21 protein-coding genes are annotated in these 23,046 nt (G+C 71.6%); 17 read left to right on the top strand and 4 right to left on the bottom strand.

Annotated features, from left to right (window positions below; all coding sequences use genetic code 11):
- Window positions 1-54 precede the first annotated feature (54 nt).
- Window positions 55-2,205: an amidase family protein gene (locus tag H9L09_RS01800; protein ID WP_187579089.1), complete on the bottom strand. Its 2,151-nt coding sequence runs from the start codon at window positions 2,203-2,205 to the stop codon at window positions 55-57.
- Between the two features lie 140 nt (window positions 2,206-2,345).
- Here H9L09_RS01800 and H9L09_RS01795 point away from each other — a divergent pair, with 140 nt between their 5' ends.
- From H9L09_RS01795 to H9L09_RS01720, 16 genes are all read left to right on the top strand, one after another.
- Window positions 2,346-3,956 (top strand): ABC transporter substrate-binding protein, encoded by a 1,611-nt coding sequence (locus tag H9L09_RS01795; protein ID WP_187579088.1) that lies wholly within the window; start codon window positions 2,346-2,348, stop codon window positions 3,954-3,956.
- A gap of 49 nt (window positions 3,957-4,005) precedes the next feature.
- Entirely contained in the window at window positions 4,006-4,947 is a 942-nt protein-coding gene (locus tag H9L09_RS01790; protein WP_187579087.1) for an ABC transporter permease, read from the top strand.
- Complete coding sequence (locus H9L09_RS01785) at window positions 4,944-5,810, top strand: ABC transporter permease (protein WP_187579086.1); 867 nt, start codon at window positions 4,944-4,946, stop codon at window positions 5,808-5,810. The genes H9L09_RS01790 and H9L09_RS01785 overlap by 4 nt, the downstream gene beginning before the upstream one ends.
- On the top strand, window positions 5,807-6,862 hold the full coding sequence (locus H9L09_RS01780; protein WP_187579085.1) for an ABC transporter ATP-binding protein: 1,056 nt from the start codon (window positions 5,807-5,809) through the stop codon (window positions 6,860-6,862). Before H9L09_RS01785 ends, H9L09_RS01780 begins: the two co-directional genes overlap by 4 nt.
- Entirely contained in the window at window positions 6,862-7,902 is a 1,041-nt protein-coding gene (locus H9L09_RS01775; RefSeq protein WP_187579084.1) for an ATP-binding cassette domain-containing protein, read from the top strand. Before H9L09_RS01780 ends, H9L09_RS01775 begins: the two co-directional genes overlap by 1 nt.
- Complete coding sequence (locus tag H9L09_RS01770) at window positions 7,899-8,846, top strand: glycosylasparaginase (RefSeq protein WP_187579083.1); 948 nt, start codon at window positions 7,899-7,901, stop codon at window positions 8,844-8,846. Before H9L09_RS01775 ends, H9L09_RS01770 begins: the two co-directional genes overlap by 4 nt.
- On the top strand, window positions 8,843-9,664 hold the full coding sequence (locus tag H9L09_RS01765; protein ID WP_187579082.1) for a M55 family metallopeptidase: 822 nt from the start codon (window positions 8,843-8,845) through the stop codon (window positions 9,662-9,664). Before H9L09_RS01770 ends, H9L09_RS01765 begins: the two co-directional genes overlap by 4 nt.
- Window positions 9,661-10,953, top strand: coding sequence for a methylaspartate ammonia-lyase (locus H9L09_RS01760; RefSeq protein ID WP_187579081.1), 1,293 nt, complete (start codon window positions 9,661-9,663; stop codon window positions 10,951-10,953). Before H9L09_RS01765 ends, H9L09_RS01760 begins: the two co-directional genes overlap by 4 nt.
- Window positions 10,950-11,663 (top strand): SDR family NAD(P)-dependent oxidoreductase, encoded by a 714-nt coding sequence (locus H9L09_RS01755; RefSeq protein WP_187579080.1) that lies wholly within the window; start codon window positions 10,950-10,952, stop codon window positions 11,661-11,663. The genes H9L09_RS01760 and H9L09_RS01755 overlap by 4 nt, the downstream gene beginning before the upstream one ends.
- Window positions 11,650-13,059, top strand: coding sequence for a dipeptidase (locus H9L09_RS01750; protein WP_187579079.1), 1,410 nt, complete (start codon window positions 11,650-11,652; stop codon window positions 13,057-13,059). Before H9L09_RS01755 ends, H9L09_RS01750 begins: the two co-directional genes overlap by 14 nt.
- Window positions 13,056-14,255, top strand: coding sequence for a dipeptidase (locus H9L09_RS01745; RefSeq protein ID WP_187579078.1), 1,200 nt, complete (start codon window positions 13,056-13,058; stop codon window positions 14,253-14,255). Before H9L09_RS01750 ends, H9L09_RS01745 begins: the two co-directional genes overlap by 4 nt.
- The gene (locus H9L09_RS01740; protein WP_187579077.1) at window positions 14,252-15,958 is read left to right on the top strand and encodes a DUF885 domain-containing protein; all 1,707 of its coding nucleotides are present in this window, start codon (window positions 14,252-14,254) and stop codon (window positions 15,956-15,958) included. Before H9L09_RS01745 ends, H9L09_RS01740 begins: the two co-directional genes overlap by 4 nt.
- A 47-nt stretch (window positions 15,959-16,005) precedes the next feature.
- Entirely contained in the window at window positions 16,006-16,857 is an 852-nt protein-coding gene (locus tag H9L09_RS01735) for an alpha/beta fold hydrolase (RefSeq protein WP_187579076.1), read from the top strand.
- Window positions 16,858-16,960: 103 nt separating this feature from the next.
- Window positions 16,961-17,761, top strand: coding sequence for a hypothetical protein (locus H9L09_RS01730; protein WP_187579075.1), 801 nt, complete (start codon window positions 16,961-16,963; stop codon window positions 17,759-17,761).
- 50 nt (window positions 17,762-17,811) lie between these two features.
- Window positions 17,812-19,881 carry a sensor histidine kinase gene (locus tag H9L09_RS01725; protein ID WP_187579074.1) on the top strand — a complete coding sequence of 690 codons (2,070 nt, stop codon included), beginning with the start codon at window positions 17,812-17,814 and terminating at the stop codon, window positions 19,879-19,881.
- Window positions 19,878-20,528: a response regulator gene (locus H9L09_RS01720; RefSeq protein WP_187579073.1), complete on the top strand. Its 651-nt coding sequence runs from the start codon at window positions 19,878-19,880 to the stop codon at window positions 20,526-20,528. The genes H9L09_RS01725 and H9L09_RS01720 overlap by 4 nt, the downstream gene beginning before the upstream one ends.
- 95 nt (window positions 20,529-20,623) lie before the next feature.
- Here the strand turns inward: H9L09_RS01720 and H9L09_RS01715 are convergent, their stop codons facing one another.
- Window positions 20,624-21,265, bottom strand: coding sequence for a class I SAM-dependent methyltransferase (locus H9L09_RS01715; protein ID WP_187579072.1), 642 nt, complete (start codon window positions 21,263-21,265; stop codon window positions 20,624-20,626).
- A 131-nt stretch (window positions 21,266-21,396) separates the two neighbouring features.
- Here H9L09_RS01715 and H9L09_RS01710 point away from each other — a divergent pair, with 131 nt between their 5' ends.
- Complete coding sequence (locus H9L09_RS01710) at window positions 21,397-21,702, top strand: antibiotic biosynthesis monooxygenase (protein ID WP_187579071.1); 306 nt, start codon at window positions 21,397-21,399, stop codon at window positions 21,700-21,702.
- Between the two features lie 45 nt (window positions 21,703-21,747).
- On the opposite strand, the gene H9L09_RS01705 is transcribed toward H9L09_RS01710, so the two are convergent.
- Both H9L09_RS01705 and H9L09_RS01700 read right to left on the bottom strand, forming a co-directional pair.
- Window positions 21,748-22,011: a hypothetical protein gene (locus tag H9L09_RS01705; protein WP_187579070.1), complete on the bottom strand. Its 264-nt coding sequence runs from the start codon at window positions 22,009-22,011 to the stop codon at window positions 21,748-21,750.
- Between the two features lie 120 nt (window positions 22,012-22,131).
- A complete protein-coding gene (locus H9L09_RS01700) occupies window positions 22,132-22,902 on the bottom strand; it encodes a class I SAM-dependent DNA methyltransferase (RefSeq protein ID WP_223164173.1) in 771 nt (256 codons plus the stop codon).
- Window positions 22,903-23,046: the final 144 nt, after the last annotated feature.

Here is a 23,046-nt window from a genome sequence, read left to right as displayed (position 1 = left end):
GCGGTTGTCTTGAGCGGTCACGTGAGCCGGCACCGCGGACGGTGCGGCGAGAATCTATCGCGTGCGGACCTCCGGCGCGCGTCGCTCGACGTCCAGCACCGACTCCACGAACGCCGCTGCAGCCAGGAGCTCTTCGTCGCGGCCGCGTCCCGCCGCGAGCTGCAGCCCGATCGGCAGCCCGTCGCCGCTCCATCCGCAGGGCACCGCGATCGCCGGCGCGCCGGTGAGGTTGTGGATCACGGTGTAGCGGCCCTCGCTCTCGCCGGCGGGGGTGTCGACCGCGGGCGTCGTCCTCGGGGCTACGAACGGCGCGGCCGGGCTGAGCAGGACGTCCACGACGTCGTAGGTCGCGAGCGCCGGTGGCAGCAGCTCCTGACGCCGCGCGCAGGCCCGCTCGTACGCCGTGTCGCCGACCTCGGCGCCGGCCCGCAGGAGCCGCAGTGTCTCGGGGCCGAACGTCGAGGGGTCCTCGGTGACCGCCGGCCCGTGCACCTGCCAGGCCTCGTGGAGAAGGATGTCCTCGAAGGTGCCGGAGAGCCGCTCGAACGCGGAGCCGTCCACCTCGACGATCGTGCAGCCCGCACGCTCCAGCGCGGTGAGGGCACCGCGGACCGCGGCTGCGACCTCCGGCTCGAGGTCCGGGCGGTCCAGGTCGCCCGCCACGACCCCGATCCGCAGCGTCTGCGGGGCCTCCGTCGCGCCCGGCGTCGAACCGGTGAGCGCCGCGAAGACCCGCCGGGTCGAGGCGACGTCACGGGCGAGCAGCCCGACGTGGTCGAAGGTGGGGGCGAGCGGCTGGACGCCGTCGAGCGGCAGGACGCCGTGGCCGGGCTTGAACCCCACGGTCCCGCAGTAGTGGGCGGGAATCCGGATCGAGCCGCCGGTGTCGGTGCCCAGCGCCACGTCGCAGACGCCGGCCCCGACCAGCGCGGCTGACCCGCCGCTCGACCCGCCGGCGGTGCGGCCCTGGTCGAAGGGATTGCGGGTCTCCGGCACCTCGGGGTGCGTGGCGCCGGCGGCGTACTCCAGCAGCGCCGTGGTGGCGAAGACGTCGGCGGCCGCGTCGCGCAGCGCCGCGACGACCGGGGCGTCCGCCTCCTGGGGGGCCGAGCGCATCGCGGTGGGGTTGCCGTTGCCGAGCGGCTGGCCGGCGACGGCGATCAGGTTCTTCACCGCGACCTGCAGGCCGTGCAGCGGTCCCTCGGGCGCCCGTGCCGGCGCGGGGAGCAGGGAGACGACGGCCTCCAGCGGCCGGCCGAGACGCTCGGCTCTCTCGTAGGCCGCCATGAGCTCCAGGTTGGCGACCTCGCAGGTGCGCTCGCCGCGCTCGATCGACTGGATGAGACGACCGACGTACGTCGTCAGCGGTCCGGAGAGGTCCTCGAGCAGGTCGGTGACCTCGGTCTTGCGCTTGCGCACCATGAGGTCGCGGTAGATCCCGCTGTGCGACTTCGCGCTGGCCCGGTTGAACGCGACCAGGCGGTCCAGCGACCCCTCGAGGTCGTCGGGGTCGAAGCCGTCGAAGCCCTCGGGCCGGACCGGGGCCTGGGCGAGGACCTCGCGGGCGACGGCCAGCATCAGCGGGCGCCACCGTGGCTGCTCGAGCGAGTCCGCGATCGACAGGTCCGACACGGCGCCCGCGTAGAGCATCGCGCCGTAGGCCTCCTTGCCCCACAGGTAGCCGAGGATGTTGTCGGTCGCCTCGGCGTAGGGGAGCGCCTCGACCAGCTCGCGGACCCGCGGCGTGATGCTGCCCTCGAGCTCGCCCACCCGGAAGGCCCCGATGTTGCCCTGCATGATCCGACCGGGTGCGAGCACGTCGGCGCCGAAGTTCACGAAGCTGACGATGAGCCGCTCGCGACCGACGACCGCGACGAGCGTGTCCGCGGTCAGCCCGTTCTGGAAGCTGACGACGTAGCCGTCGTCACGCACGCGCCCGCGCAGCAGCTCGGCCGCCTGGGCGGTGTGGTGGCTCTTGACCGCCACCGCGACACGCTCCAGGGAGTCCGGCAGGTCCACCGGCAGCACGGCCCGCGCCGCGACCGTGAAGTTCTCGACCGGGCCCTCGATGGTGATCCCGTCGCGGTTGATCGCGTCGACGTGCGCGGGGTCGGCGTCGCACAGGAGGACGTCGTGCCCGGCCCGGATCAGGTGCGCACCGATGGTGCCCCCGATCGCGCCGGCTCCGATGATCGTCAGCTGCATGAGGGTCCTCCAAGGAGTTCGGCGATTTCGCCCCGACGGGGTGTCGCGAGATGGAGACTACCCAAAGGCAATCGAATGCCCTAGCCTCAGCGCACATCGACGACCGCTCGTTGCGGTTGCTGAATCACTTAGGAGCTTGCATGTCTGATCGCAACCCCGACGGGTCGTCCAACCAGATCCCCGAGGGCCTCCGGATCCCCTCGATCAGCCGCCGTCGCATGATGCAGCTGAGCTTCTTCGGCATCGGCGCGTTCACCGCTGCCCCCCTCCTCGCCGCCTGCGGCGCCGACTCCTCCGGCTCGGCGCCCAAGAGCGGGGGTGACCTCACGATCGTCCGTGCCCAGGACTCGGTCGACATGGACAAGACCATGGTGTTCAGCAACGCGTCGCTGTGGGTCTACCAGCAGATGTACGAGCCCCTGGTCGCGATGACGGAGGACGGCCAGGGCGTCCGCCCGTGGCTCGCCGAGAGCTACGAGATGTCCGACGACAACCTCTCGTGCACCTTCAAGCTCCGCTCCGACGTGAAGTTCCACGACGGCACGCCGATGACGTCCGCGGACGTGAAGTTCTCGATCGACGAGTCGTCCGCCACCGAGGGCGGCTGGGAGTTCATCAACTCCGCCATCAAGGAGGTCACGACCCCCGACGACCTCACCGTGGTCGTGACCACCAAGTACCCGTGGGCGCCGCTGCTGGCCGACCTCAGCTGCCCCAACAACGGCGTCATCCCCAAGGACTACGGCGGCAAGTCGGCGAAGGAGTTCTACGCCGCGCCGATCGCCACCGGCCCGTTCATGTGGGACGAGTGGAAGAAGGGCGACTACATCCGCCTGAAGAAGAACGGCTCCTACTGGCAGAGCGGCAAGCCGGCGCTCGACACCGTCACGTGGAAGGTCGTCCCGGACGACAACGCCCGCTCGATCCAGCTGCAGGGCGGCCAGGCGCAGATCAACGAGAACCCGCCGTTCTCCAGCCTCGAGCAGATCAAGGCCAACCCGAAGCTCGAGGTCAACCTGTTCCCGTCGACGCGCACGGACTACATCCTGATGAACCAGACGAAGGGGCCCTACGCCGACGTGCACGTGCGCCGGGCGATCTCCTTCGCCATCGACCGGGACGCCATGGTGAAGAACATCCTCTTCGGCGCCGGCACCCCGGCGAACTCGTTCATGATGCCGACCACGCCGTACTACGACGAGAACTGCAAGGGCATCCAGTACGACATGGACCAGGCCCGTGCGGAGCTCAAGCAGTCGAGCGTCCCGGACGGCTTCACCACGACCTACCTCGCCATGTCCGGGGACTCGGTCGACTCGGCGATCTCCCAGATCCTGCAGGCGTCGCTGAAGGACCTGGGCATCACCATGAAGATCCAGAACGTCGACGCCAGCGCCCAGCACGACCTCACCGGCCAGCTCCAGTACGAGATCGCGCACTCTTACTGGACGATGGACCTCGCCGACCCGGACGAGCTCGTCCAGTTCGCCCTGGACCCCAGCTCGGGCGGCCACTCCTTCCAGACCGCCTACGAGAACCCGGAGCTGATCGAGCTGGTCCACGCGGCCCAGCGGGAGTTCGACGAGACCAAGCGGGCGGAGCTGTACGCCCAGATCCAGCAGATCGCTGCGGACGACGCGTTCCTCGGCTTCCTGTTCTACACGCCGTTCCCCTACGCCCAGAGCGCGGACGTGAAGAACTTCAAGGTGCTGCCGACCGGCTACTACCACCTGGAGGACGTCACGCTCTGAGCGTGCTGTCCCCGACCCGTCCGACGATCCACGAGGAGCACCGGAGTCGATGAGGTACCTGGTCTACATCCTGAAACGCCTGGTGTCGCTCGTGCCGGTGCTGCTCGGGATCAGCCTGATCGTGTTCTTCCTGATCAGACTGATCCCGGGCGACCCGGCGGCCAGCCTGCTGGGCTCGCACGCGACGCCCGACGCGATCCGTGAGATCCGCTCGCAGCTGGGGCTCGACCAGCCGGTCTGGAGCCAGTACCTCACGTTCCTGGGACACCTGTTCCAGGGAGACCTCGGCCACTCCTACGTCTACGACAGCGCGGTGACCGAGCTGATCGCCCTCAGCCTCCCGACGACGTTGTGGCTGCTGGTCTCCGCGACCATCTTCACCGTGCTGATCGCCGTACCGCTGGCCGTCCTGGCCGCGGCACGGCGCAACGGGGTCGCGGACAACATCATCCGCGCGGTGCCGGTGATCGGCCTGGGGCTGCCGTCCTTCTGGCTGGGGATCATGCTGATCCTGGTCTTCGGCCTGAAGCTCGGCTGGTTCCCGGTCGCGGGGTACGGCGACACCTTCGGCGAGCACGTGGTCGGGATGATCCTGCCCGGGCTGACGATCGCGCTCACGTTGTCGCCCATCCTGATCCGCAGCCTGCGCGCGAGCATGATCGACGTCCTCAGCAGCGACTACATCGTGACCGCGCGCTCGAAGGGGCTCAGCTCGTCACGGGTCGTGCTCGGGCACGCCCTGCGCAACGCCTCCATCTCCTCGATCACGGTGCTCGGCGTCAACATCGCCTACCTCACCGGCTCGACCCTGGTGGTCGAGCGGGTCTTCTCGCTGCCCGGCATGGGACAGCAGATGATCAACTCGATCCTCGGCCGCGACTTCCCGACCGTCCAGGGGATCACCCTGGTCTTCGCGGTCATGGTGGTCGCGGTCAACCTGCTCACCGACCTGACCCACGCGGCCCTCGACCCTCGCGTGAGCCTGGCATGAGCGCCGCCACCCCCGTCGGACCCGTCGTCGCGGCCCTCCCGGGCACCCGCCGCGGCCGCTCCGGCCGCTGGAACGCCCCGCTGGTCTCCGGGCTGGTGCTGTTCGGGCTGATCGTGCTGGCCGCGCTCTGCGCGCCGCTGCTGACCTCTCACGACCCGATCGCCCAGAACCTCAACGAGGCCTTCCTGAGCCCCGGCTCACCCGACCACCCGCTCGGCACCGACGCCCTCGGGCGCGACGTCCTCTCGCGGCTGCTGTACGGCGCCCGCGTCGACCTGCGCGTCGGCGTGCTCGCGGTGATCTCGCCGTTCATCATCGGCAGCCTGGTCGGCCTGGTCGCCGGCTGGTTCGGTGGCTGGGTCGACGGCGTGGTCGGCCGGATCATCGACATCGTCATCGCCTTCCCGTTCCTGGTCCTCGTGATCGCCCTGGTGTTCGCGATGGGGCCCGGCACCACCAGCATCTACACGGCCATCACGCTGGTCGGCTGGGTCGCCTACGCCCGGATCGTGCGGGCCCAGGTCCTCACCGCCAAGGAGCAGGAGTACGCCATGGCGGCGCGGGCCAGCGGCCTGCCGACGTGGCGGATCCTGCTGCGGCACCTGATGCCCAACGTCGTGCTGCAGGCGATCGTCTTCTCGATGAGCGACATCGTCCTCACGCTGCTCGCCATCGTCACGCTGGGCTTCCTCGGCCTGGGCGTGCCACCGCCGACGCCGGACTGGGGAACGATGATCCAGGAGGGCCAGCAGTTCATCCTGACCAAGTGGTACATGTCCACGATCCCGGGTCTGGCGGTCGTGGTGACCGGGCTGTCCCTCGCGCTGATCGCGGACGGAATCGTGGAGAAGGCCAACCGATGACCGCCCCCCTGCTCGAGGTCCGTGACCTCACCATCGACATCCCCCTGCCGCACGGCCGGCTGCACGCGGTGCGCGGTGTCTCGCTCTCGGTGGGCACCGGCGAGGCCGTCGGCCTCGTGGGTGAGTCCGGGTCGGGCAAGAGCCTGGCCCTGCGGGCCCTGCTCGGCCTGCTCCCGCACCCCGCCCAACGCGTGGACGGAACCGTCCTCATCGACGGCGAGGACGTCACCGGGCTGGCGCCGAAGGAGCTGAGCCGGCGTCTCACCGACACCATGAGCATGATCTTCCAGGACTCGCTGACCGCGCTGAACCCGGTCAAGCGCGTCGGCGACCAGATCGCAGAGGCGCCGCTGCGCAAGCTCGGCAAGTCCCGCTCGGAGGCGCACGCGATCGCGGTGGACCTGATGGCCCAGGTGGGGATCGCCGACGCCGAGCGTCGCTACCGGCTCTACCCGCACCAGCTCTCCGGCGGCATGCGGCAGCGGATCTGCATCGCGATCGCGCTGTCCACCAAGCCGCGGGTGATCCTCGCCGACGAGCCGACGACCGCGCTGGACGTCACCATCCAGGCACAGGTGCTGGGCGTGCTGCGCCGGCTCCAGGAGGAGGAGCGCGTCGGGCTGCTGCTGGTCAGCCACGACCTCGCCGTGGTCAGCCAGACCTGCTCGCGTCTCTACGTCATGTACGCCGGCAGGGTGGTGGAGTCCGGCAACCTGGTGGACCTGGTGCACGCGCCGCGGCACCCCTACACGTTCTCGCTGCTGCGCTCGGTGCCCGACCCGGGGCAGCGGGTCCACCGACTGCTCACGATCGTGGGCCAGCCGCCGGACCTCACCCGACCGGTCGTCGGCTGCTCGTTCGCGCCGCGCTGCCCGTTCGTGGCCGAGGGCTGCACCCACGAGGAGCCGCCGCTCGCCGAGGTCGCCGTGCCGGGTGCCGACGCGGGTGCGCGGCTGAGCGCCTGCTGGCGGGTGGACACCGCTCCCGAGTGGCCCGCGATGATCGCCGAGGATCCCACGCTGATCTCTGACGAACTGGTGGTGCCACGCTGATGGCCGCCGGAACGGAGATCCTCGCGGTCGAGGGGCTGGCGCACCACTTCACCCAGCCGGTGGCGGTGACCGACCGGCTGTTCGGCCGTCGCCCGACGGTGAACCGGGCGGTCGACGGGGTCGACCTGGTGCTCCACCGCGGCGAGACGCTCGGCCTGGTCGGCGAGTCCGGGTGCGGCAAGTCGACGCTCGCGCGCTGCATCGTCGGGCTCTACGAGCCGACCGCCGGGACCATCCGCTACGACGGCGAGACGGTGGTCGGGGGAAGTCGCAGCCGGGCCCAGCGGAGGGCCGTGCAGATGGTCTTCCAGGACCCCTACAGCTCGCTGAACCCACGGATGACCGTCGGTCAGGTGCTCACCGAGCTCCTGCGCTTCCACCAGCTCGTGCCCCGCGGGGGGATCGAGGCGCGCAACCGGGAGCTCATGCACCTGGTCGGACTGCCCGAACGGGCGCTGGAGCAGCGGCCACGCCAGTTCTCCGGCGGCCAGCGGCAGCGGATCGGGATCGCCCGGGCCCTCGCCGTCGAGCCGACGGTGCTGATCGCGGACGAGCCGGTCTCGGCGCTCGACGTCTCGGTGCAGGCGAACATCATCAACCTGCTCTCCGACCTCAAGGAGACGCTCGACCTCTCGATGATCTTCGTCTCGCACAACATGGCGGTGGTCCGCCAGATCAGCGACCGCACCGCCGTGATGTACGGCGGCCGGATCGTCGAGACCGGCGGCACCGAGACGGTCTTCGACGACCCGGTGCATCCCTACACCTCGCTGCTCATCGGGTCGGTCCCGCGACTGGTCGGGCCCGACGGCATCGTCGTCGCGGACGATGCCGAGCTTTCCGACCAGTCCGGGATCCGCGAGCAGGTGGCACGGGACGGCGCCGCGGGCGACCACACGCCGTGCCGCTACGCCGACCGGTGCCCGGCCGTGGTCGCGGCCTGCGTCGACGAGCCCCTGCTCATCCAGGACCCGGTCCGGCCCGACCGTGCCGCGGCGTGCGTGCACGTCCCCGAACGACGTACGGAGGTTCCCGCATGAGCGCCCCAGTGGTCATCGGCAGCGAGCGCAGCGAGGTCGGGTTGCCCGCCGCGATGGAGATCTTGGCGCGCGGCGGCTCCGCGCTCGACGCCGTCGAGGCGGCGATGTGGCGCTGCGAGGACAACCTCGCCGACCACTACGTCGGCACCGGCGGACTGCCCAACGCCCAGGGCGTCGTCGAGCTCGACGCGTCCGTGATGGTCGGCTCGTCGCGCGCCTTCGGCGCGGTCGGCGCCGTCCAGGGGTTCCCGCACCCGATCTCGATCGCGCGCGCCGTCCTCGAGCGGCTGCCGCAGCACAGCCTGCTCGTCGGCACCGGCGCCGAGCTCTTCGCCGAGGAGCACGGCTTCGAGCGGGCCGAGCTGCTGACCGAGGAGGCGATGGCCCTGTTCCGCAGCGCGCTGAACCCCTCGGCCGAGTCCGTCGAGGGCGAGCGGACGACCTCGCTGCCCGGTGACGAGCTCTACCGGACCACGGCCGTGGAGCTGGTCCGGCAGCTGGTCCCGCACGACGGCCCCTGGGGGACCATCAACATCCTGGCCCTGGACGCTTCAGGCGAGCTCGTAGTCGGGGTGTCCACCAGCGGCTACCCGTGGAAGTATCCCGGCCGGGTCGGCGACTCCGCCCTTCCGGGGGCCGGCAACTACGCGGACCTGCGCTACGGCGGCGCGGCCTGCACCGGGCGCGGCGAGCTGAGCATGCGTGCGACCGGTGCCGCGGCCATCGTGGCCGGGCTGGCCCGCGGGCTGGATCCGGTCGAGGCGTGCCGGGCGATGCTCGCGGACGCGGCGACGCTGCCCGACGAGTTCCGGGCAGAGCTGCGCTGCCTGGCCCTCACCCCCGACGGCCGTCACGGCGCCGCTGCCGGCCAGGCCGGCTCGACGTACGCCGTGATGACCGAGTCCTCGACCGAGCCCGAGCTGCACCCCAGGAGCGTCCTGTGAAGATCTTCATCTCCTCCGACATGGAGGGCACCGCCGGTGTCGTCGACTGGGACCAGTGCATGGCCGGCGGGGCGACGTACCCCTACTACACCGACCTGCTGACCCAGGAGATCAACGCCGCGATCGAGGGGGCGCAGGCGGCGGGTGCGACGGAGTTCCTCGTCAACGACGCGCACTCGAAGATGGCCAACCTCCGTCCGGACGCCCTGGCCGGGCGCGCGAGCTACCTCTCCGGCCGCTACAAGCCGATGTACATGATGCAGGGCCTCGACGACAGCTTCGACGCCATCTTCCTGGTGTCCTACCACGGCTCGATGGGCAGCGAGGGCTCCGTGCTGTCGCACACGTACTTCCCACTCGCCTTCGCCGAGGTGACGATCGACGGCGTGGTCGCGGGGGAGGCGGGCATCAACTCGCTCGTGGCCCGGGCGTACGGCGTGCCGATCGTGCTGGTCACCGGCGACACGACGACGGCCGAGGAGACGCGACGCTTCTGTCCGGACATCCGCGCGGCCGTGGTCAAGAAGTCCGTCAGCCGCTTCTCCGCGGAGTCGCTGCACCCAGCCGCCGCCCAGGAGCTGATCCGCGAGGAGGCCCGGCTGGCCGTGCAGGACCTGCCGACCGTCGAGCCGGGGTCCGGTGCCCCGGTGACCCTGGCGATCTCCTTCCGCAGCAGCGACTACTGCGAGCTGGCGGCCCGGATCGCGGGGGTCGAGCGCACCGGTGCGCTCGCTGCCCGCATCACCGGCACCGACCCGCTCGCGATCTACCGCACCTTCATCACCGTCGTGCTGCTGTGCCGCGGGCTCGTCGAGTGAGGATCCGCGACCTCCTCACGGTGCCCGTCCGGGCCGGGTTCTTCGCCGACGACCAGGCCGCCATTCGGGCCGGTGCCGAGCACGACGGGTTCGGCTACGCCGGGGCGCCGCTCACCCCCGGCTTCGACGCGGTCCGGCAGGCGGGGGAGGCGCTGTCGGTGCTGCTGGTGCTCGACGACGGCTCGGTCGCCCACGGCGACTGCGCCGCGGTGCAGTACAGCGGCGCCGGCGGCCGCGACCCGGTGTTCTCCGCGCTGGACGCCGCCCGCGAGATCGACGAGCACCTGCGCCCGGTCCTGGTCGGCGCCGAGCTCACGTCGTTCCGCGAGCTGGCCGGGACGGTGGACGCCGTCCGCGGCACCGATGGGGAGCTGCTCCACACCGCGGTCCGGTACGGCGTCACCCAGGCCGTCCTCGACGCCGTGGCGCAGAGCCGGCACCGGACGATGGCCGAGGTGGTCCGCGACGAGTACGCCACCGGCGTCGAGCTGCAGCCGGTCCCGATGTTCGCCCAGTCCGGGGACGACCGGTACGTCAACGCCGAGAAGATGATCCTCAAGCGGGTCGACGTGCTGCCGCACGGGCTGGTCAACCACGTGGCGACCAAGCTCGGCGCCCGCGGGGAGCTGCTGGAGGAGTACGTCGCCTGGCTGGTCGCCCGGATCGGTGAGCTCCGGGTCGACGACGGATACCGGCCGCGGTTCCACCTCGACACCTACGGCACCATCGGGATCGCCTTCGACGCCGACCTGGACGCCGTGGCCGACTACCTCGCCGGGCTCGGGCGACTGGCCGCGCCGTACCAGCTGACCGTCGAGCACCCCGTGGACGCGGGCAGCCGGGAGGCCCAGGTCGAGGCCTGTGCGCGGCTGCGTGCCGGGCTGCGCCAGCGCGGCAGCAACGTCTGGATCGCCGTCGACGAGTGGTGCAACACGCTCGAGGACATCGCGCTGTTCGTCGACCGCGGCGCGGCCGACGTCATCCACGTGAAGACGCCCGACCTCGGCGGGATCACCAACACCGTCGAGGCGCTGCTGCTGGTGCGCGCGGCCGGCCTGGTCGCCTACTGCGGCGGCACCTGCAACGAGACGGACCGGTCGGCGGAGGTCAGCGCACATCTCGCGATGGCCTGCGGCGCCGGGCAGGTGCTCGCCAAGCCCGGGATGGGCGTGGACGAGGGCCTGATGATCGTCGGCAACGAGATGGCGCGCGTCTGCGCCATCGTCGGGGCCCGAGCGGACGCCGACCACTCGGCGCCCGACCCCGCGACAAGGAGGACCACGCAATGACAGCGCGAACTGCGGAGCCGGCCACGGCCCGGGTTGCCGTCGTGACCGGCACGGCCCACGGCATCGGCGCCGCGATCGCCGACGGGCTCGAGGACGACGGGATGAAGGTCCACCGGATCGACAAGGACAGCGTCGACGTGACCGACCCGGGGGCCGTGAACGCGTTCTTCGCCTCCGTCGGCGACGTCGACGTCCTGGTCAACAACGCCGGCGGCGTCGTCGGGCAGGTGCACGTCCCCATCGAGGACGTCACCGACGAGTCGTGGTCCGTCGTCGTGGAGACGAACCTGACCAGCGCCTTCAACTGCACGCGGGCGGCGGTGCCGGGCATGAAGCGGCGAGGCTGGGGCCGGATCGTCAACATCTCCTCCGGCGCGGGACGCAGCGTCAGCCTCACCGGGATCCAGGCCTACGCCAGCGCCAAGGCCGGTCAGATCGGCTTCACCCGCCAGATGGCCCACGAGCTCGGCCGGTTCGGCGTCACCGTCAACTGCATCGCCCCGGGCTTCGTGCTCTCGAACCCCACGACCATCGAGCAGTGGGAGAGCTACGGCGAGGACGGTCAGGCCCAGCTGCTGTCCGGCATCTCGGTCCGCCGGCTCGGCCAGGCCGAGGACATCGCTCACGGCGTGAGCTTCTTCGTCTCCGAGCGGTCCTCCTGGATCACCGGTCAGACCCTGTCGATCGACGGTGGCCATGCTCTCCTTTGACCCCGACGACACCGGGTACCTCACCGAGCTGGCCGGGTACGTCGCGATCCCGAGTGTCAGCCGCGACGCCACCCCGGAGACCATGCGCGCCGCGGCCGAGTGGCTCGCCGGCCAGCTGGCCTTCGCCGACGGTCGCGTCGTGCCCACCGAGGGGCACCCGGTGGTCCGCGCCGACTGGCTCGGCCGGCCCGGCGCGCCGACGATCCTGGTCTACGGCCACTACGACGTGCAGCCCACCGGGGACCTCGCGGAGTGGACCTCGCCGCCCTTCGAGCTGACCGTCGACGCCGGCGTGATGCGCGGTCGCGGGTGCAGCGACGACAAGGGGCCGGTGTACATCGTCCTCAAGGTCGCGCAGGCGTTCCTCGCGCAGGAGGGCGGCCTGCCGCTGAACGTGAAGTTCCTCTTCGAGGGCGAGGAGGAGATCGGGAGCCCGAACCTCCCGGCGTACCTCCGCGAGCACGCCGAGGAGCTCGCCGCCGACCTGGTGATCTCGGCCGACGGGGCGATGTGGCGGCCGAGCGAGCCGTCGCTGTCCATCGCGTCCAAGGGCCTGGCCACCCTCGACGTCGTCGTCGAGGGCGCCGACGACGACCTGCACTCGGGCCGCTTCGGCGGCACGGTCGCCAACCCGCTGCACGCGCTCGTCGAGGTCCTCGCGGGCCTGCACACCCGCGAGGGGAGCGTCGCGGTCGACGGCTTCTACGACGGGATCCCCGAGCTCTCGGCAGCCCGGCGCGAGGAGATCGGCCGGGTCGACTTCGACGAGGCGAGCTACCGCACCGGCCTCGGCCTCGACGAGGTGTTCGGCGAGTCCGGCTACACCACGCTCGAGCGGCTCTGGGAGCGGCCGACGCTGGAGGTCAACGGGGTCACCGCCGGCGGCAAGTACACCGTCATCCCGCACGTCGCCACCGGACACGTCTCCTGCCGGCTGGTGCCCGGCCAGCGACCCGACGCGGTGCTCGCCGCGATCACCGCGCACGTCGAAGCCGCCAAGGTCCCCGGGGTGCGCGTCAGCGTGCGCCCGGACAGCGGCAGCGTGCCGGCGTACACGATCCCGGCCGACCACCCGGCGATCCGCGCCGCCGCGGCGGCCCTCGAGGACGTCTACCCGGGGGAGGAGGTGCTGCTCGCGGTGATCGCCGGGACGCTGCCCGCCACCGCCCTCTTCGAGGACGTGCTCGGCGCCAAGACGCTCTTCTTCTCCTTCTCCACCGCGGACGAGAAGCTGCACGCGCCCAACGAGTTCATGCGGATCCCGCGGCTGCGCCAGGGGATGCGTGCCTGGGAGAGCCTGTGGCGCCTCCTCGCCGAGGGCCCGCACCGGCTGGCCCCCGTGACCCGGCCGTCTGCGGACGTCCCCACCAGCAGTGAGAGGTCGACCACCCCATGACCGACGACACCACCGAGGCCTACGTGTCCTACGGCTACCTCGAGCCGGGCGTGCTTCCGGAGATCCCGCTCGCGCCCGAGCTCGACCGGGTGCCGCCGTACACGCCGGAGCTGAGCGCGGAGCAGCAGGAGCGCGCGGACCGGCTGCTCACCGACAACATCGTGATCAGCCTCCACGACCACCCGGTCCGCTTCCCCGACGACATGCGCGACACCCCGGCGTACAACCGCACCGGCCGTCAGCACACCGCGTTCCGGGGCCTGGCCGGGTCCCGGATGACCGTGGTCTTCGACAACATGATGGACGGCACCGCCTGCGTCACCGGGAACGCACCCTGGCGCTGGTCCGACATCGTCACCGACCTGGGCATGCGCCAGGCGGACCTCGCCCACCAGGACGAGGTGGAGGTCGTCCGCACGGTCGCCGACATCCACCGCGTCCACGCCGCCGGGAAGGTCGGCCTGGTCTTCGGACTCGAGGCCGCCACCCCGATCGAGAACGAGCTGGACCGGCTCGACGTGCTCTACGGCCTGGGGCTGCGCCAGATCGGGATCGCCTACTCCGACGCCAACGCGCTCGGGTGCGGCCTCAACGAGTCGTACGACGGCGGCCTGACCGACTTCGGGCGGCGGGCGATCCACCGGATGAACGCCCTGGGCCTGGCCATCGACGTGTCGCACTCCTCGGACCGGACCGGGATCGACACGTGCGCGGCGAGCGACGCGCCCGTGTTCATCACCCACGCAGGCGCCAAGGGCGTGTGGGACACGCCGCGCATGAAGTCCGATGACGTGCTCCGCGCGATCGCGGACACCGGCGGCGTGATCGGCATGTCCGCAGCGCCTCACACCACGCTGTCCCACGAGCACCCGCGGCACACGATCCTCTCGGTGATGGACCACTTCCACTACTGCGTCGACCTGGTCGGCATCGACCACGTCGCCTTCGGGCCGGACACGCTCTACGGCGACCACGTCGGGCTGCACACGGTCTTCGGGCACCTGCTCAAGCTGGGCGCGGCCGCCGTGGGCGGGCCGAGCTTCGAGAAGGTCGAGTACGTCGACGGCCTCGAGAACCCGACCGAGAACTTCACCAACATCTGCGGGCGCCTCGTCGCCGACGGCTTCTCCGACGACGACATCGCCAAGGTCCTGGGCGGGAACATCCTCCGCGCCCTCGAGGAGATCTGGGTATGACCACCACCCGCGACGCCAGCCCCGAGCTGGCCGGGCTCAGCGCCGACTTCTTCCAGGTGCAGCACAGCGCCGACCCGTTCAGCGCGACGCAGCTGGGAGTCACCGGCTTCGACCACCTCGTGCCCGACCCGAGCCGGGCGGGGTCCGCGGCCAGCATCGCGCGGTTCCGGGCGATCGAGGAACGGCTGGCGGGCATCGACCCGGCCACGCTCGACGAGGCCGACGCGATCAACCACGCCGTGCTGGGCGCCCTCGCGTGGGGGGCGCGCTCCGACCTCGAGCACGCCCTGTGGGAGACCAGCGCCTCGGCCGACGCCTACTCCTCGCCGCAGGCGATGATGTTCATGTCCGTGCCGACCGTGACGCTCGTGGACCGGGCCGCGGTGGACGGCTTCCTGGAGCGTCTGTCGGGGCTGCCCTCGTTCGTCGACGCGATCCTGGAGCGTTACCGGGAGGCCGCCGCGGAGGGTCGGCTGCCGACCCGGGTCGGGGTCGGCCAGGCCATCGAGCAGCTGAGCGGCCACCTCGCCCTCGACGTGGCTGAGGACTCCCTGCTCGCCCCGCTCCGGGCCACCTCCGCCGCGGACGACGCGGCGCGCGAGCGGGCGACCGGGATCGTCGAGGAGTCGCTGCGGCCGGCCCTGCGCCGGCTCCTGAGCGGCCTGCAGGAGGAGCTGCTGCCGGTGGCGCGCCCCGACGACCGGGTCGGGATCCGCTTCGTGCCCGGCGGCGAGGAGGGCTACCGCGCCGCCGTACGCCGGCACACGACCACGGACCTCACCCCGCAGGAGATCCACGACATCGGCCTGGCGTGCGTCGCCGCGCTGCGCGAGGAGTGGGCCGAGCTCGGTGAGCGCGCCCTCGGGACCGGCGACGTCGCCGAGATCTTCGCGCGGCTCCGCAACGACCCGGCCCTGCGCTTCGAGGACCGGACCCAGATCGTCGCGGCGGTGACCGACGCCCTGGAGCGCGCGGAGGCGGCCCGCGACGCGTGGTTCCCCGAGCTCGACATCGCCGACTGCGTGATCGAGGAGATCAACCCGATCGAGGCGGGCAACGCCGCGCTGGCCTACTACCGGCCGCCCACCGGCGACGGGTCCCGCCCCGGTGCGCACTGCGTGCTCACCGCGCAGCCGCAGGACCGGTTCGTCTACGAGTACGAAGCCCTCGCGTTCCACGAGAGCACACCGGGTCACCACCTGCAGATCGCCTCGGCCCAGCGGCTCGAGAGCCTGCCCGACTTCCGCCGCTTCCTCGACGCCGAGGTGTGCGGGTACGTCGAGGGCTGGGGGCTCTACAGCGAGCGGCTCGCCGACGAGATGGGGCTCTACACCTCCGACATCGCGCGCCTCGGGATGCTGTCGTTCGACGCGCTCCGGGCCTGCCGGCTCGTCGTCGACACCGGCATGCACCACCTCGGCTGGTCCCGGGAGCAGGCGATGGCGTACATGCGCGAGAACACCGCCACGACCGAGGCGAACGTCCGCAACGAGATCGACCGCTACATCTCGTGGCCAGGCCAGGCGCTGGCCTACATGATCGGCCGTCGCGAGATCACCCGGCTCCGCTCGGTCGCGGAGGAGGCGCTCGGCGCGCGCTTCGACGTGCGTGCCTTCCACGGCGCCGTGCTCGGCAACGGCGCCGTTCCGCTGGGCGTGCTGGAGACGATCGTGCACGCCTGGATCGCCTCCGTCCCCGCCTGAGCGGACCCACCGCTCGTCCCCGCGTCACCTCGACCCCAGGAGCAGCCATGATCGTGAACATCAACGGTGCCGACCTCACCATCGAGACCTACGGCCCCGAGGACGCACCGGTCCTCATCGCGCACCACGGGGGCGGCGGCATCGGCTCGCTCGCCGAGCCGCGCCAGACCTTCGGGCCGCTCTCCGACGCGTTCCGCGTGATCGTGTACGACGCCCGCGGCTGCGGCACCAGCCAGGGCGTGCCGCCGTACTCCCACGAGCAGTGGGCGGCCGACCTCGACGGGGTCCGGGAGTGGGCCGGCGCCGAGCAGATCGTCGTGGCCGGCGGCTCCTACGGCGGCATCATCGCGATGGAGTACGCCCTCGCCTACCCCGACCGGGTGCAGGCGATGATCCTGCGCGACACCCTGGCGGACTGGAGCAACATGGACGCGGCCCGCGAGAACGCGCGCACCCAGACCCGCGTCGAGGTGAACTGGGAGAACTTCGACCGCTACTGGAGCGGCAACATCCGCGACGACGCCGACCTCAAGGCCTGCTGGGCCGAGCTGATCCCGCTCTACGACGTCCACTACGACCCGGCAGCGGCGGCGGCGAGCGTCGAGGCGGGGTACTACCGCCACGAGGCGCACAACTGGTGCTTCCAGCACAACGCGGTCGGCTACGACCTCAAGCCCGCGCTGCCCTCGTTGACCTGCCCGACGCTCGTCACGGTCGGCCGGGCCGACTGGGTGACCCCGGTGGCGTCCTCGGAGACCATCGCGAGCCTGCTGCCGAACGCCGAGCTCGTGGTGTTCGAGAACTCCGGCCACTCCCCGCAGGTCGAGGAGGCCGAGCTTTTCCAGCAGACGATGCGGGCCTTCCTCGCGAAGGCCGTCCCGGGGCAGCTCGCACGATGAGGGGGAGCCGCCTCGGCTGAAGCGGCCCTCCGGGCTCACGCCGGGACCGGCCGGGACATCTGTCCGATGCCACCGGGACACCGGGTGCCGGAGGCTCCCGGACATGACCTCAAACATCCGCACTCAGCCCATCCCCGCCGAGCTCACCGTCCTGGCCCGCCCCAGCCGCAAGCGCCGCGCCGCCCTCGTGGTGGCCGGCGCTATCACCTGCGCGCTGCCCCTCGTGTTCACCCTGAACATCACCCGGATGCTCGCCACGGGCGTCCTGCCCGACCACAGGTTCCACCAGCTCACCGGACAAGGAGAGATCCTCTTCGCGCTCTGGCTGTGGCCGATCATCGCCCTGCTGCGCGCCGGCTGGCAGGGCCGCTGTCCCGGCACCTGGGCGGGCTATCTGCACCTGGCCGTGATCACGGCCGGCATCGCCTGCGCGGCCGCGGCCCCCGGTGGTGGCGCCCCCTTCCTCGTTGCGGTGATCGCCATCACCGGCGCCCTGCTCTGGGCAGTGCTGCCGCAGCGGCCGCAGCTGCGCGCGACCGTGCAGGTCGACCCCCTGCTGGCGCCGGTCGCGCTGGTCAGCAGCGCCCTCCTGCTGCGCTACGCCGTCGACCAGGTCGCGCTTCAGAACGCCGCCACCACCGGCCACCACGCGCACAACCCGCACTTCTTCGACCAGGCCTGGATCGCGGTCGCCTTGACCTGCATCGCGCTGCTCGCCGCCCTGGTGCCGGCTGCCCGCAGCCTGGCACGCTGGGTGGCCGGCTCCCTGGTGACGCTCGGGGTGGCCGGGCTCGCCCTCGGCGAGAGCACCCCGCTCTTCGCCGCCTTCCTCGGCCTGGGCGTCGCCGCCGGCCTGGCCCACCTCGTCGTACGTCGTCGCCCGGCCGCGTCAGGAGCCTGCTGACGCCATCGAACGCCGGACAGGCCGTGTTCACCAGCCTTACACTCCGCCACGTGCTGGAGGAGTCGCGCCCCGAGGATGACCTCCCTCCCGGGGCGCGACCGGCGTCCGTCGGGCGGGTGACCGTCACGCCGTGGACCTTGCTCGTCGCCGCGGTCGGTGTGCTCAGCGCCCTCGCCGCGCTCCTGCTCGTCAGCGTCCAGGGGACGTGGAGCCTCGGTCCGGCCCGGCAGGTCCCCGTCGACGCCACCGTCGGGGTCACCTTCTCGGTCATGGCGGCCGTGGTGCTCAGCTCGCGCTCGTTGAACGCCGGCTCCCGCCTCCTGGGCCGGGTCCTGATGGTCGCCGGGGCCTGCTCCGGGGTGACCGCGCTGTCCACCGCACTCTCCCTGGGCGCTACGGGGCCCTCGACGCCGGCGGGCGTCGCTGTCCAGGTCCAGGGCTGCCTGTGGGTGCCGGGCTTCCTGCCGCTGCTCACCCTGGTGCCGCTGCTCTACCCCGACGGCCTGCTCCCCGGCCGGCTGTGGCGGTGGACGGCACTTGCCTCGGTCGTCGGCATCATCACCCTGACGGCCGGAGTCGGTCTCTATCCCGAGACGTTCGAGGGCCGTGCCACGCTCGTCAAGCCGCTGGTCCACCTCGGCCTGGCCCAGGCATTGGCCGTGTTCGCGGCCACGCTGCTGCTTCCCGCCACCGTGGTCGCCCTCGGCTCCCTTGTCGTGCGCTTCCGACGCTCACGCGGGCTCGTGCGCAGGCAGGTGGCTGTGCTGCTCTTCGCGGCCGCGCTGCTCGCCGTCGCCACCGCTGCCCAGGGTCTGCTGCCCACGCCGGTCGATGTCGCCGTCCAGGCGGCCGCCGCCGGGCTGCTGCCCGTCGCCATCGGCGTCGCGGTCACCCGCCACGGTCTGTACGAGCTGGACACCGCCGTCGCCCGGGCGCTGGTCGCGGCGAGCCTGGCCGTCTGCCTGGCCGGTGCCTACCTGACTCTCTTCGTCGTGCTCCAGACGCTGCCGCAGAACGGTTCGGCACTGAGCGCCGCGATCGCGGCTGGCCTTACCGGGGCGGTCATGCAGCCACTGGCCCGTCGGCTGCAGGTCGGCGTGGACCGGATGTACTACGGGGACCGCGCCGACCCGTTCGCGGTCACCTCGGCGCTCGCCGCGCGGCTGAGCCGCACGGGCCTCGACGTCGCACACGTCCCGCAGGTCCTGTGCGACGTGGTGATCGAGGGGCTGCGCCTACCCGGTGCCCGGGTCCGCCTCGCCCTGACCGGTGAGGCCGGAGCGGTCGCCTCCGCGGGCACCACGACAGGGTCCTGCGCGACGACGTTCCCGATGCTGCACCGTGGGGACGTCGTCGCCGCGCTCGACGTGTGGCAGCGGTCGGGCGAGCGTGCGCTGCATCCCCGCGACGAGGTCGTGCTCCGCGGGCTCGCCGACCAGGTGGCGCCGGCCGTCGCGGCGCTGCGCCTGCACCAGCAACTGCAACGCAGCCGGGAGGCGCTGGTGGCCGCCCGTGAGAGCGAGCGGCTGCAGCTGCGGCGCGACCTGCATGACGGGCTCGGTGCCACCCTGGCGGGCCTCCGGCTGCAGATCGAGACCGCCCGCGACCTCGCTGACCAGCCCACGGTCGGCGGCCTGCTCGGTTCGGCGGGAGACGGCGTCGCACAGGCGGTGGCCGAGGTGCGCGCGATCACCGAAGGGCTGCGTCCCGCCGCCATCGACGAGCTCGGGCTCGCCCGGGCGCTGGAGGCCCTCGCCGAGCGGGTGCGCACGCCCGGACTCGAGGTGGAGGTCGGGGTCGACGCGGGCGTCACCGCCGACCCTGCTGTCGAGGTCGCGCTGCACCGGATCGCCGCCGAGGCACTGGCCAATGTCGTGCGCCACGCCCGTGCCTCACGGGTCAGCCTGCGCGTCCGCGACGACCGGCACGTCCGACTCGAGGTCAGCGACGACGGGGTCGGCCTGGCCGCCGCCGACTCCGCTTCGGGCGGGTCGGGGCTGGGACTGGCCTCGATGCGTCAGCGCGCCGAGGAGGTGGGCGGCACCCTCGAGGTGACGTCCACGCAAGCCGGCACCACCGTCCATGCCCTGCTGCCGCACACCGTGGGAGACCTGCGATGACCACTGTCCTGCTCGTCGACGACCACCCGCTCTTCCTCGACGGTGTCCGCGCCGCTCTCGACTCGGCCCCGGGCGTCGAGGTCGTCGGCGAGGCCCATGACTGTCGCCAGGCCGTCGAGCAGGCCGTGGCGCTGCGGCCCGACGTGGTCCTGATGGACCTGAACCTCCCTGACGGCTCCGGCATCGACGCCACCCGCGAGATCCTCGCGACCGCGCCCGGGACCGGCATCCTGGTGATCACCATGTCGGCCGACGACGACGCCGTGGTCGCTGCGATGCGCGCCGGCGCACGCGGGTACGTCGTGAAGGGTTCCGGCCGGGCGGACCTCCTCCAGGCGGTGGCGACCGTCGCGGCCGGTGGCGCGGTGTTCAGCCCCACGGTGGCCGCGCGGCTCGGCGAGTTCTTCCGCGGGCTCGCCGCCCAGCCCGGCCGCGAGATGTTCCCGCAACTCAGCGAGCGCGAGCGCGAGGTGCTCGACCTCGTTGCCCGCGGCCACGACAACCGTCGGATCGCCCGCGAGCTCTTCCTGTCCGAGAAGACGGTTCGCAACCACGTCTCCACGCTGCTCGGCAAGCTCGAGGCGCCGGACCGTTCCGAGGCGATCGCTCGGGCGCGCCGCGCCGGACTCGGGCAGGAGCCCGGCTGACACGACACGCGGCGTGGCGGCGAGCGCTCGTCATGTGCAACGGAGAGGGCCGCGACCCGCGACGAGGGTCGGCCCTGCGGGGGAACGTCTTGTTCTCAGTGATCTCCGCCGGCCTCAGGCACCTTGGTCGCCGTGCACAGGAAGACGCCGAACTCGCGGTCGCCCTTGAGGATGGTGGTGGCGTCGACGAAGCCGACGTCGGCGAATCCGGCCCGGGCCAGCTGGTCGGCAAGGCGTTTCCGGTCGAATCCGTGGTGTCCGGCGAAGTCGGGCTTGTCGGCGTGGAAGGCGCCGTCGGGGTCCTCGTCGAGGTCCGCGACGGCCAGCCGGCCACCGTCGACCAGGAGGCCCGCCACGGACCCCAGCAGTCCATCGAGGTCCTCGACGTGGTGCAACGCCATGGAGCTCCACACCACGTCGTACGCCCCATCGAGCCGGTCTGTCGTCAGGTCTGCCTGGACAGCGCGCAGTCGGTCACTGAGCCCGGCGGCCTCGATCCGCTCCCGTGCGACCTGGACCATCCCGGCGGAGGGATCGGTCACGACAACGGAGCCGACCAGGTCGGCGAGCAGGATGCTCAGCCGGCCCGTGCCGGCGCCGACGTCGACCGCCTTCATCCGCGGGCTGAGGGTCACGGCCTCCCTGATGGCTTGGGCTACCGCCACCTGTCGCTTCTCGTGGCCGGGGTCGTCGTCCCACGTCGCTGCCTCGTCGTCGAATCGCTTGTGTTCGTGCATGGCCTCGACCCTAGTCCCGGCGCCCAGACGGCTTCACGGATCGGGACCTTGTCTGGCAGCCGGGTGCGTCCTAGCCTCCGATCATCGGCCCTGCGCGTAGGGCGGGGCGATCCCAGCGGAGGCGGTCAGGCATGTGGGCGCAGGTGCAGCGGGTGAGCACGGATCCGGAGAGGGAAGCCGAGGTTCTGGAGATCTTCGAGCAGCTGCGTGCCATCGAGCAGGAGGACTCCGGTCTTCTGCAGACCTTGGTCATGCGTAGCCAGAAGGATCCGACCGAGGTGTTCGTGGTCGTCGTGTTCGAGAGCGAGGAGAAGGCTCGCGCGCGCGAGGAGGATCCCAGGCGCCAGGAACCGCTGCAGCGCATTCGCGCAGCCATGGGGGACGTCTTGAACGGGCCGCCTGACTTCTTCGACTGCGACGTTCTTGTCAACAGCTAGGCGACTGAGGTCGTCAGGGGCTCGCCCGCACGGTGCCGCCGTGCGCTACCGCTCGACGTAGACGGTGAACGGCGGGATGACACCGTGCGACTCCGCCTGGGCCGCGACCTCGGGCGGCATCGCCTGGAGCATCGCCAGCAGCGCGTCGAGGTCGTCTGTCTCGAAGGTCACGGCGGCCTGGTTGCTGCCGTCGAGCGCGACGAGGTCGGTGACCCCGGTGGCGCCCGGCATCGCCGCCGCGCGTTCGTCCTTGCCGGCCAACCAGCGGTCGACCTCGCGAATGTCGTGGGTGATGATGACTCGGGGCATGTCCCAACCTCCGTGGCTGCTCGTCGTCAGCGGCCCGCTGGCGCCCCCGATGGTTCGATTCTGCATCGCGTCCAGCCGGATTGCATGACACGTTCGAGCGGCACGATCCCTACCGGACAATCAGGCGGACTCGCAGACGCAGAGCTGGAGCGGCTCATCCCCGGTGAACGGTCGGCCCGACCAGTCGCCGAAGCGATCGACGAGCCGAAGTCCGCCGAGTGAGAGCAGCAGCGGCAGCTCTTGCGGGAAGATGCTCCTGATCTCGAGGGGCAGGACCAGGAAGTCGGGCTCGGACTGAGTCGAGAGGTGCCACGTCCCGCGGGTCACCTGCGCCCGGGCGTCGTAAGTCTCAGCGACATCGACGCTCACCTCGCCACGTTCGGGATCGGTGAACGACAACGACTCCCGCGGGCGCCGTACGCCGACGGCTTCGGCCAGGAGGCGCAGGCTCGGGTTGAAGACATCGAAGGCGAAGCGCGCGCCAGGTGCCAGGTGTCGCCGGACCGAGCGGAAGCAGCTCACCAGGCCCTCGGCTTCGTGCAGGTGCAGCAGGGAGTTGGCCGCGATGAACACGAAGTCGAAGGTGCCGCCCAGGTCGAAGTCACGCATGTCGCCGTGCACCCACTCCACCGCTACTCCGCGCTCGTCCGCCTTGTGGCGAGCCTCGGCCAGCATGTCCGGTGAGAGGTCCAGGCCGACGCAGGGATGCCCGTCGGACGCGATGGGAATCAACTTGTTCCCGGTGCCGCACCCGAGCTCCAGGACACGCCCGCCCTGGCGATCGGCCTCGGCCCGGTAGAAGTCCGCTGCGGGTCTGCCCCGGGGAACATGAGGTCGTAGAGCTTCGCGTGCGAGTAGAACGCTTCGGTCATCACATCGCTCCTTTGCCAATTGTTTTGCGCTGGCCGTCGCGGCCCTGCTGATTCAAGCGGGTCACCCGAGCGTGAGGCTGAGCGCCCGGGGTGCGATGCACGATCACAGGGCCTGAGGTCACCGTCGAGCCGGCACAGGGGGCTTCGGGGCCCTTCGGCTCTG

Origin of the sequence: Nocardioides mesophilus, assembly GCF_014395785.1 — a bacterium.
Taxonomy (GTDB): Bacteria; Actinomycetota; Actinomycetes; order Propionibacteriales; family Nocardioidaceae; genus Nocardioides_B; species Nocardioides_B mesophilus.
The sequence above is the reverse complement of the archived record's forward strand: the minus strand, read 5'-3'. Positions and strand labels throughout refer to the sequence as shown.